The organism is Corynebacterium aurimucosum (assembly GCF_046895345.1).
GTDB classification, from domain to species: Bacteria; Actinomycetota; Actinomycetes; order Mycobacteriales; family Mycobacteriaceae; genus Corynebacterium; species Corynebacterium aurimucosum_G.
In genome coordinates this window covers 1793315-1802438 of the sequence record NZ_CP160096.1, presented here as the reverse complement: position 1 = coordinate 1802438, position 9124 = coordinate 1793315, and the positions used below count along the sequence as shown (strand labels likewise).

12 protein-coding genes are annotated in these 9124 nt (G+C 62.3%); 10 read left to right on the top strand and 2 right to left on the bottom strand.

Annotated elements, in window-relative coordinates; translation table 11 throughout:
• The first annotated feature begins 29 nt into the window (after positions 1 to 29).
• The 8 genes from rplB (at position 30) to ABZS45_RS08540 (ending at position 4113) form a co-directional block, all read left to right on the top strand.
• Complete coding sequence (rplB, locus tag ABZS45_RS08575) at positions 30 to 866, top strand: 50S ribosomal protein L2 (RefSeq protein WP_010189648.1); 837 nt, start codon at positions 30 to 32, stop codon at positions 864 to 866.
• 13 nt (positions 867 to 879) lie between these two features.
• Positions 880 to 1158 (top strand): 30S ribosomal protein S19, encoded by a 279-nt coding sequence (gene rpsS / locus ABZS45_RS08570; RefSeq protein WP_010189646.1) that lies wholly within the window; start codon positions 880 to 882, stop codon positions 1156 to 1158.
• A 3-nt stretch (positions 1159 to 1161) separates the two neighbouring features.
• On the top strand, positions 1162 to 1524 hold the full coding sequence (gene rplV / locus ABZS45_RS08565; RefSeq protein ID WP_010189645.1) for a 50S ribosomal protein L22: 363 nt from the start codon (positions 1162 to 1164) through the stop codon (positions 1522 to 1524).
• Complete coding sequence (gene rpsC, locus ABZS45_RS08560; RefSeq protein WP_412099465.1) at positions 1524 to 2267, top strand: 30S ribosomal protein S3; 744 nt, start codon at positions 1524 to 1526, stop codon at positions 2265 to 2267. The genes rplV and rpsC overlap by 1 nt, the downstream gene beginning before the upstream one ends.
• A gap of 3 nt (positions 2268 to 2270) precedes the next feature.
• Positions 2271 to 2687: a 50S ribosomal protein L16 gene (rplP, locus tag ABZS45_RS08555; RefSeq protein ID WP_412099464.1), complete on the top strand. Its 417-nt coding sequence runs from the start codon at positions 2271 to 2273 to the stop codon at positions 2685 to 2687.
• Complete coding sequence (rpmC, locus tag ABZS45_RS08550; protein ID WP_010189642.1) at positions 2687 to 2917, top strand: 50S ribosomal protein L29; 231 nt, start codon at positions 2687 to 2689, stop codon at positions 2915 to 2917. The genes rplP and rpmC overlap by 1 nt, the downstream gene beginning before the upstream one ends.
• A gap of 2 nt (positions 2918 to 2919) precedes the next feature.
• Positions 2920 to 3201, top strand: a complete 282-nt coding sequence (gene rpsQ / locus ABZS45_RS08545) for a 30S ribosomal protein S17 (RefSeq protein ID WP_010189641.1) — start codon at positions 2920 to 2922, stop codon at positions 3199 to 3201.
• A gap of 189 nt (positions 3202 to 3390) precedes the next feature.
• Entirely contained in the window at positions 3391 to 4113 is a 723-nt protein-coding gene (locus ABZS45_RS08540; RefSeq protein WP_412099463.1) for a hypothetical protein, read from the top strand.
• A 53-nt stretch (positions 4114 to 4166) separates the two neighbouring features.
• Here ABZS45_RS08540 and ABZS45_RS08535 read toward each other — a convergent pair whose 3' ends face one another.
• Positions 4167 to 4559, bottom strand: a complete 393-nt coding sequence (locus ABZS45_RS08535) for a hypothetical protein (RefSeq protein ID WP_412099462.1) — start codon at positions 4557 to 4559, stop codon at positions 4167 to 4169.
• On the bottom strand, positions 4556 to 5425 hold the full coding sequence (locus ABZS45_RS08530) for a carbohydrate kinase family protein (RefSeq protein WP_412099461.1): 870 nt from the start codon (positions 5423 to 5425) through the stop codon (positions 4556 to 4558). Before ABZS45_RS08530 ends, ABZS45_RS08535 begins: the two co-directional genes overlap by 4 nt.
• A 21-nt stretch (positions 5426 to 5446) precedes the next feature.
• On the opposite strand from ABZS45_RS08530, the gene ABZS45_RS08525 reads away from it, so the two are divergent.
• Together ABZS45_RS08525 and ABZS45_RS08520 are read left to right on the top strand one after the other, a co-directional pair.
• Positions 5447 to 6772: a glycoside hydrolase family 32 protein gene (locus tag ABZS45_RS08525; RefSeq protein WP_412099460.1), complete on the top strand. Its 1326-nt coding sequence runs from the start codon at positions 5447 to 5449 to the stop codon at positions 6770 to 6772.
• A 112-nt stretch (positions 6773 to 6884) separates the two neighbouring features.
• A complete protein-coding gene (locus ABZS45_RS08520; protein ID WP_412099459.1) occupies positions 6885 to 8897 on the top strand; it encodes a sucrose-specific PTS transporter subunit IIBC in 2013 nt (670 codons plus the stop codon).
• Positions 8898 to 9124: the final 227 nt, after the last annotated feature.

Here is a 9124-nt window from a genome sequence, read left to right as displayed (position 1 = left end):
CCGAAGAGCCGAAAGGAAAAGGAAGAATTATGGCTATTCGTAAGTACAAGCCGACAACTCCGGGTCGCCGCGCATCCTCCGTGTCCGAGTTCGAGGAAATCACTCGCTCGACCCCGGAGAAGTCCCTGCTGCGCCCGCTGAGCAAGACCGGTGGTCGTAACAACTACGGCCGCATCACCACCCGCCACATCGGCGGTGGCCACAAGCGCCGTTACCGTCTGATCGACTTCCGTCGTACCGACAAGGACGGCATCCCTGCAAAGGTCGCACACATCGAGTACGACCCGAACCGTACCGCTAACATCGCCCTGCTGCACTACGCAGACGGCGAGAAGCGCTACATCATCGCCCCGAAGGGCCTGAAGCAGGGCACCATCGTTGAGGCTGGTCCGAACGCAGATATCAAGGTTGGCAACAACCTGCCGCTGCGCAACATCCCGACTGGTACCACCATCCACGCTGTGGAGCTCAAGCCGGGCGCTGGCGCTAAGCTGGCCCGCTCCGCTGGTGCCTCCATCCAGCTGCTGGGTAAGGAAGGCAAGTACGCCATCCTGCGTATGCCGTCCTCCGAGATCCGTCGCGTCGACATCCGTTGCCGCGCCACCGTCGGTGAGGTTGGCAACGCTGACCAGATGAACATCCGTTGGGGCAAGGCCGGCCGTATGCGCTGGAAGGGCGTTCGCCCGACCGTCCGCGGTGTCGTTATGAACCCGGTTGACCACCCGCACGGTGGTGGTGAGGGTAAGACCTCGGGTGGTCGCCACCCGGTGTCGCCGTGGGGCCACAAGGAAGGCCGCACCCGCAACCCGAACCGTTACTCGAACAACATGATCGTGCGCCGTCGTCGCCCGAACAAGAAGCGCTAAGAGGAGGTAAACAATGCCACGCAGCCTTAAGAAGGGCCCGTTCGTCGATGAGCACCTCCTCAACAAGGTTGATGCTCAGAACGAGGCCGGCACCAAGCAGGTCATCAAGACCTGGTCTCGCCGCTCCACCATCCTGCCCGACTTCATCGGTCACACCTTCGCCGTCCACGACGGCCGCAAGCATGTGCCGGTGTTCGTCGAGGACTCCATGGTTGGTCACAAGCTCGGTGAGTTCGCACCCACCAAGACCTTTAAGGGTCACGTCAAGGACGACAAGAAGGGACGTCGATAAGCGATGAGTGACACCATCACCTCCGCATCCGCAACGGCTCGCTACGTCCGCGTTACCCCGATGAAGGCACGCCGCGTCATCGACTTGGTCCGCGGTAAGTCCGTAGCCGAGGCACTTGCAATCCTGAAGTACGCTCCGCAGGGCGCCGCTGAGCCGGTTGCCAAGGTTGTTGCATCCGCAGCTGCCAACGCTGAGAACAACTTCGGTCTGGATCCGCGCACCTTGGTCATCTCCGAGGCTTATGCCAACGAGGGTCCGACTATGCGTCGTTTCCAGCCGCGCGCACAGGGCCGCGCATTCATGATTCGTAAGCGCACCAGCCACATCACCGTGGTTGTCGAGAGCCAGAAGGAAGGGGCCAAGTAATGGGCCAGAAGATCCATCCTCACGGCCTACGTTTGGGCATCACTTCCGACTGGAAGACCCACTGGTACGCCGATAAGGACTACGCAAACTACGTAGCCGAAGACATCAAGATCCGCGAGTACCTGGAGAAGGGCCTCGACCGCGCCGGCATCGCCGACGTCGTCATCGAGCGCACCCGCGACCGCGTCCGCGTGGACATTCACACCGCCCGCCCGGGCATCGTGATTGGCCGCCGCGGCGCTGAGGCTGACCGCATTCGCCGCGAGCTGGAGAAGCTCACCGGCAAGATGGTTGCCCTCAACATCCTCGAGGTCAAGCAGGTCGACGCCAACGCCACCCTGGTTGCACAGTCCATCGCGGAGCAGCTGGTTAACCGTGTCGCATTCCGTCGTGCAATGCGCAAGGCTATCCAGTCCGCTATGCGCCAGCCACAGGTTAAGGGCATCAAGATTTTGCTGTCCGGCCGCCTGGGTGGTGCTGAAATGTCCCGCGTTGAGCGCTACCACGAGGGTCGCGTTCCGCTACACACCCTTCGCGCCGAAATCGATTACGGCACCGCAGAGGCCCACACCACCTTTGGCCGCATCGGCATCAAGGTGTGGATCTACAAGGGTGACGTCGTCGGTGGCGTGCGTGAGTCCGAACTGAACGCTCCGTCGCAGGGCCGTGGCCGTGACCGCAATGGTCGTTCCCGCCGCGGTGGCCAGCGTCGCCAGCGCGCACAGCAGAAGCAGGAGGGCTAATCCATGCTGATTCCTAAGCGTGTTAAGTACCGCCGTCAGCACCGCCCGAGCCGCTCGGGTGTGTCCAAGGGCGGTAACCGCATCAACTTCGGTGACTACGCTATCCAGGCTCTTGAGCCGGCGTACATCACCAACCGCCAGATTGAGGCCGCACGTATTGCCATCAACCGCCACGTCAAGCGCGGTGGCAAGGTGTGGATCAACATCTTCCCGGACCGCCCCCTGACCCAGAAGCCGCTCGGCGTGCGTATGGGTTCCGGTAAGGGTCCCGTCGAGAAGTGGGTTGCCAACGTTAAGCCGGGCCGCATCCTCTTCGAGATGACCTACCCGAACGAAGCTACCGCCATCGAGGCTCTGCGCCGCGCTGGCCAGAAGCTTCCGTGCAAGGTCCGCATCATCAAGAAGGAGGACCAGTTCTAATGGCTACCGGTACCCCCGCCCACGAGTTCCGTGAGCTCGACAACGCTGAGCTGGAAAACCGCCTGAAGGATGCGAAGGAAGAGCTCTTCAACCTTCGCTTCCAGAAGGCCACTGGCCAGCTGACCAACAACCGCCGCATCGGCACGGTTAAGCGCGACATCGCCCGCATCTACACCGTTCTGCGCGAGCGTGAGCTGGGCCTGTCCGTTGCTCCGGGAGCTGAGGCTTAATCATGAGTGAGGCAAACGTGAACACTAAGAAGGAAAAGGGCGCTCGCAAGACCCGCACCGGCATCGTTGTCTCCGACAAGATGAATAAGACCATCGTTGTCGAGCTCGAGGACCGCAAGCAGCACGCCCTCTACGGCAAGATTATGCGCACTAACAAGAAGGTTAAGGCGCACGACGAGAACGAGACCGCCGGCATCGGCGACCGCGTTCTCATCGCCGAGACTCGCCCGCTGTCCAAGGACAAGCACTTCCGTCTCGTCGAGATCGTGGAGAAGGCTAAGTAATATCTAGCCCTCCTCGATATCAGTGACCCCCACGGTGAACGTGGGGGTCATTTTTTATGTGCTCTCGCAGCCCGGACTTGGCGCGCTGCACGCACGAGGCTAATGGGGGAGTGGTCTCCGTTTAGGCGGAGTGAGCTGCGAGAACGTGCTAGGGTAGGGCCGTTCATCTCCTGAAAGGCTAATGTCTCTATGTCCGCGCTCTCTCGCTCTCTGCTTACGCTTCTTTGTGCTTCCTCCGTAGCAGCCCTCGTCGGTTGCGCCGCAGAGGAGCCGGCTCCCGTTGCTGCCGACGCCCCGGCTGTCGAATCCGCTGAGGACGTTCCAACGGCACAGCCTGATCCGGAATCGGAGGCACAGCCACAGCCGAGCATCGAAGCAGCAGGGCCCAACCCGACGCTGCCCGCCGGCTACTCGCCTGGTGCCGGTAATTCTGGCACCGTCGAGGACACGAAGACATCTGCATCCACCGATGGAAACAATGCCGAGGCGGACACCTCCGTCGCCAGCGGCATCGAAAAGTGTGAGTACCGGAAGGATCGCGTTGCCAGTGAGGGCAATCCTGCGGATGCTCCCACCACGGTGTCAGGCACTGTGCACAAGGTCAAAGCAGGCGACCTCGATGGTGGCGTGCCAGGGATTGTCGTGTCCGATTACGCCTCGGCAGAGGTCTGGTTCTTGGCCTTGGACGCGCCTACCACCTTGAGCGGATACAAGAGTGGCAGCCCGTCACGGAAAACGTTGACCTTTTCCGGCAAGAATTGCATTGGGCTCGTTGAGAAAAGGGCGTGGGCAGGCTACGAGGGCAAGCACGTCACCTTGCCCTTTGAGCCCGACCGTGGCTGGTGGCAAAGCGATGCGAGCGTTCCCATGGGTGCGCTGTACGTGGACTACACCCCAGACGAAGTCCTCTAGGGAACGCGTGCTCTGAATCGGGCCGCGAACCCGGGGCGTAAGCGTCCAAGAGCCTAGCGCGTGCCCCGGTGCGTGAGTGCAATAGCGAAACAGAACGCGCTCAACACCGCGCCCACCGCGAGAAGGAACGTGCCGATACGGTAGGGCATGGCGCTGACCAGGTCGATGGTGTTATAGATCCGCAGCCACACCAACCAGCCAGCGATGAGCGCGACGCCCCCGACAGCCGAAAGGGCTCGCAAACCGCGGGTCGGGCGCTGGGAGGGGGAGAAGGCGTGGTAGGAGGCGTCGACAAGCGCGAGTGCGGCGAGCACCACCGAGGCCCACGCCGCGAGCGGCACCGGCAGTAGTGCTGCAGCGCCGAAGAGTACCGGCAGGATAAAGGCCACGGCCACCAGCACCAAGAGTAGGCCGTGCACTACGCCGGCACGCATTGGGTAGCTCATAGGCGCTCCTCCACTTCAGAAAACGTGGGCGGTTGCGCGCCCGTGCGGGACACCGTAATGGCTGCGGCCGTTGCCGCAAAGTGCAAGATCTCCCGCCACTCTTCGACGCCTAAAGCGCGAATATCCCGCCCCACCAACCGGCTCAGCAGCGCGGCCATCACCGTGTCACCAGCACCGATCGTGTCTGCTACCTCAACCGTCATGGGCGGCACAGTAACCGACACCGAGCCGGCCCGCACGCTCAACCCCTCTGCGCCGCGCGTGGTTACCACGACGGGTACTTGGGCCAGTGCGTCTTCGCCCAGGAATTCCACTTCTTCTTCGCTCAACTTCAGCAACGTGACGTGCGGCAACAAAGACAACAAGAACTCGCGGTGCTCCGGGGTGGCGAAGAAGGGGCGAATATTAGGGTCCAGCGCGACCTTGGTGCCCTTCGCGGCAAGGTCCTTCAGCAACGCGGCATAACGGGAGGCGCCAGGTTCGAGGGCGAGGGAGACGGTGCCGAAGCAGGCCCAGGGGACGTCGGCAAGCGCAGGCTCTATTAGGCGGTCCGCCGTGCCCTCCGTGTAGAAGGAATAGGTGGCTGAGCCGTCCTCACCGATGTTGCAGACCGCCAGCGTCGTGGGTTCCTCACCCCGCTGCACGAGCGAAGTATCCACTCCTTCTTTATGTAGACGCTCCATGAGCGCCTGCCCGAATGCATCCCGCGAGAGCCGCGACTGAAATCCCACGTCAGCGCCCAAGCGCCCCGCCGCAACCGCGACGTTGAAAGGACCGCCACCCAATGCCGGTGTTAAATCCACCAGCTGCCCGCGTCCGCGCGGAACGAGGTCAACGAGGCCTTCGCCACACACCATAATGTCCATGGAATCCATACTATCGAGAGCATGAACTACCATCCGCTTTTCCACCTCTCTCCGCCCTCCGGCCGTCTCAATGACCCGAATGGAGTCTTCATCGACGGCGATAACCTGCATGTTTACTATCAGCATGACCCCTGCTTCCCGCACGCGGCTAAGCAGACGGGCTGGGGGCATGCCGTGGCTTCCTTGGGCGAGGCGAAGCCGTGGCGACACTACCCGGACGCGCTGTACCCCATCCGGGAGCACGACGCCCATGGTTGCTACTCGGGCGGCGCGGTGGTTGACGGTGAGGACGTGTGGCTGTTTTATACAGGAAACCTCAAGTGCGATGACGTGCGGATACCCTCGCAGAATCGCGTCCGTGCCGTCGATGCTGGTGGTCCAGAAGGTGGCTTCTATGAGCACGATTCCGCCAATCCGCTCATCAATGGCCCCGCGGAGGGCTTCACGGGGCACTATCGCGATCCCCAGATCACCCGCGACGCGCAGGGTTGGCGCATGGTGCTCGGCGCCCAGGCGGAGGATGAAACAGGGCACGCCGTGCTCTACCGGTCCACGGACTTGGCGCAGTGGTCCTTTGAAGGTGCGATCACCTTTGATACCTCGAGTGCTCAGCCGGGCCTGAGCCCGGACCTCGTGCCGGGCGGCTACATGTGGGAGTGCCCCAACTTGCTCACGCTCCGGGACCGCGCGACGGGGGAGGACAAAGACGTCTTGGTCATCTGCCCGCAAGGTCTTGAGCCGGTGCTTGCCGACGACACCACGCACTACGCCTCCTCCGATCAGTGCGGTTACCTCGTGGGCCGGCTGGAGGGCACCGTCTTCCACGTGGAGCGGGGCTTTAGCGAGTTGGATTATGGGCACCAGTTTTATGCGCCGCAGCTGGTGGAAAAGGATGGCGAAGCCATCATGCTGGGATGGATGGGGCTGCCCGCGCAGGATGACACCCCGACGGTTGCCCAGGGCTGGGTCCACGCGCTCACCTTGCCGCGGCGCGTGTGGCTGGAGGATGGCTGGTTGCGCCAGGCGCCGTTGTGGTCGCTGCCGGCTATGCCGGCTGAGTCGGCGCGGGAGGGGTTCGGTTCGGTAGCCACGCTGACGGCCGGCGAGGGAACGTACGTGCTTGTCGACGACTCCGGTGCCGACGTCTTCCGCGTCACCTATGGCGGGGGAGAACTCCGTTTGGCGGTGGGTGAGGATGAGCGCGTCGTACCATGCCCGGCCGGATCCGTAGAGCTTATTGCGGATGGATGTGCCGTGGAGGTCTTCGCGGGTGATGGGCGGATCGCGGGAGCGTCAGCGGTCTTTGGCGCCAGCGACGCTCGCTGGCACGGCTGGGAAGCCCGTTAGGGTGTGAATCTTCCTATATTTACGCCCGAATGCTTGGCTTTATGTTGGGTAACGTGTCTAATGGGAGGTGACGCTATTTAATTCATCTCACTCTCCGAGGAGGCACGCCGGAATGGATCACTCACAGGTCGCGGCGCGAATACTCTCCGCTATCGGCGGCGAAGACAACATCGTGGCGCTCGCACACTGCGCCACTCGCCTGCGCATGGTGCTCAAAGACAGCAAGAAGGTCGACAAGACTGCCCTGGAAAACGATCCGGAGCTCAAGGGCATCTTTGAGGCCGGAGGCATGTTCCAGGTCATCGTCGGCCCGGGCGATGTCAACATCGTCTTTGATCAACTCAACAAGATAACCACCAAGAACATCGCGGTCTCCACGGACAAACTCAAGGACATCGCCGCCGATTCCGGCAACTGGTTCTCCCGCGCGGTCAAGGTTCTCGCGGATATCTTCGTGCCGCTCATCCCGATTCTGGTCGGTGGCGGTCTGCTCATGGCGCTCAATAACGTCCTGACCGTCAATGGTTTGTTTGGCGAGCAGTCCGTTATTGAGATGTTCCCGGCCATGGCAGATGTTGCTGGGCTCATTAACCTTTTGGCCTCCGCGCCGTTTGCCTTCCTGCCTGTCTTGGTGGGCTTTACCGCCACCAAGCGCTTTGGTGGTAACGAGTTCCTCGGCGCCGGCATGGCCATGGCGATGGTGATGCCGGACCTGGTGAATGGCTACCAGGTGGCCGCCACCATCGAGGCAGGGGAGATGACCTACTGGAACATCTTCGGCCTTGACGTTGCCCAGGCGGGCTACCAAGGCTCGATCCTGCCCATTCTGGTCATTGCGTGGATTCTTGCCACGATTGAGAAATTCCTGCATAAGCACCTGAAGGGCACGGTGGACTTCCTGCTTACCCCGCTGCTGACGTTGCTGGTAACAGGCTTTATTACCTTCATCGCGGTGGGCCCGGTGCTGCGCACTGCGGGCGACATGCTCGGCGCGGGTCTTAATGACCTGTATACCTTCGCCGGCCCGGTGGGCGGCTTCATCTTCGGTCTGTTCTACTCGCCGATTGTCATCACGGGCCTGCACCAATCCTTCCCGCCGGTCGAGACCATGCTGTGGAACGAGGGCGGCTCCTTCATCTTCGCGGTGGCGTCCGTGGCTAACATCGCTCAGGGTGGCGTGGCCTTGGCGGTTTACTTCCTGGCCCGTTCTGAGAAGCTCAAGGGCCTGTCCGGCGCTTCGGGCGTCTCCGCACTCTTCGGCATTACCGAGCCCGCCATCTTCGGTGTGAACCTGCGACTGCGCTGGCCCTTCTACATCGGTATGGGTGCTTCCGCGATTGCCGCGACGCTCATTGCGCTTTTCGACGTCAAAGCAACCGCCCTCGGAGCCGCCGGCTTCATCGGCTTCGTCTCCATGCGTCCCGAGGATTACACGCAGTTCTTCATCTGCGCCTTTACCTCTTTGATCCTCGCTTTCGGCGTGGCCTTTGTCTATGGCCGCTACCTCATTTCCAAGAATGGCTCCATCGACCCTGATGAGACGGGTGCTTCCGGCGCCGGCGTGGGCGGCGCGGTGCCTGCTGCTACTGCCGACCCGAATGCTTTCCGCGTGGCCTCCCCGCTGGCTGGAAAAGCTATCGCCCTGGAATCGGTCTCGGACCCGATGTTTGCCGCTGGCAAGCTGGGCGCGGGCGCAGCCGTCGAGCCGACGGAGGGGCGCCTTGTGTCCCCGATTGATGGCAAGGTGACCGTCACCTTCCCTTCCAAGCACGCCTATGCCGTACGCGGTAAGGATACTGACGGCAACAACGTGGACATTCTTATGCACATCGGCTTCGACACCGTGAACCTGAAGGGCGAGCACTTCACCTCGCACGTGTCCAAGGGCGATGAGGTGAAGGCTGGTGACCTCCTCTGCGAGTTTGACATCGCAGCCATCAAGGCGGCTGACTACCCGGTGACCACGCCGGTCGTCGTGTCCAACTCGAAGAAGACAGGCCCGGTCCTGCCGGCCTATGCCACGGGCGAGGACATTACCTTCGGTGATGCCTTGCTCACCGTTGACCCGAAGCCGGCCCCCGCCGCTGAGACAGGCAGCACGGCAGTGCAGGCCTCTCACTCCTAGGACTCCTTCTGCCCAGGGCCCCGGGATTCACCCCCGGGGCCCTTTTGAGTGAGCGCCGATAATCTATATGTCCAGGCCTGGAAGGCGACTCACCCAGGTCGTCGCCAAGCACTGCGTTACCGCGCGACGACGCCCACCTGCACCGTTCGGCCTCCAGGTCTGGATGTATGCACCAGGTGTGGGGCTGTGGCGAAGGTGCAGGACGCTATCGAGCCGCGCAGTGAAGG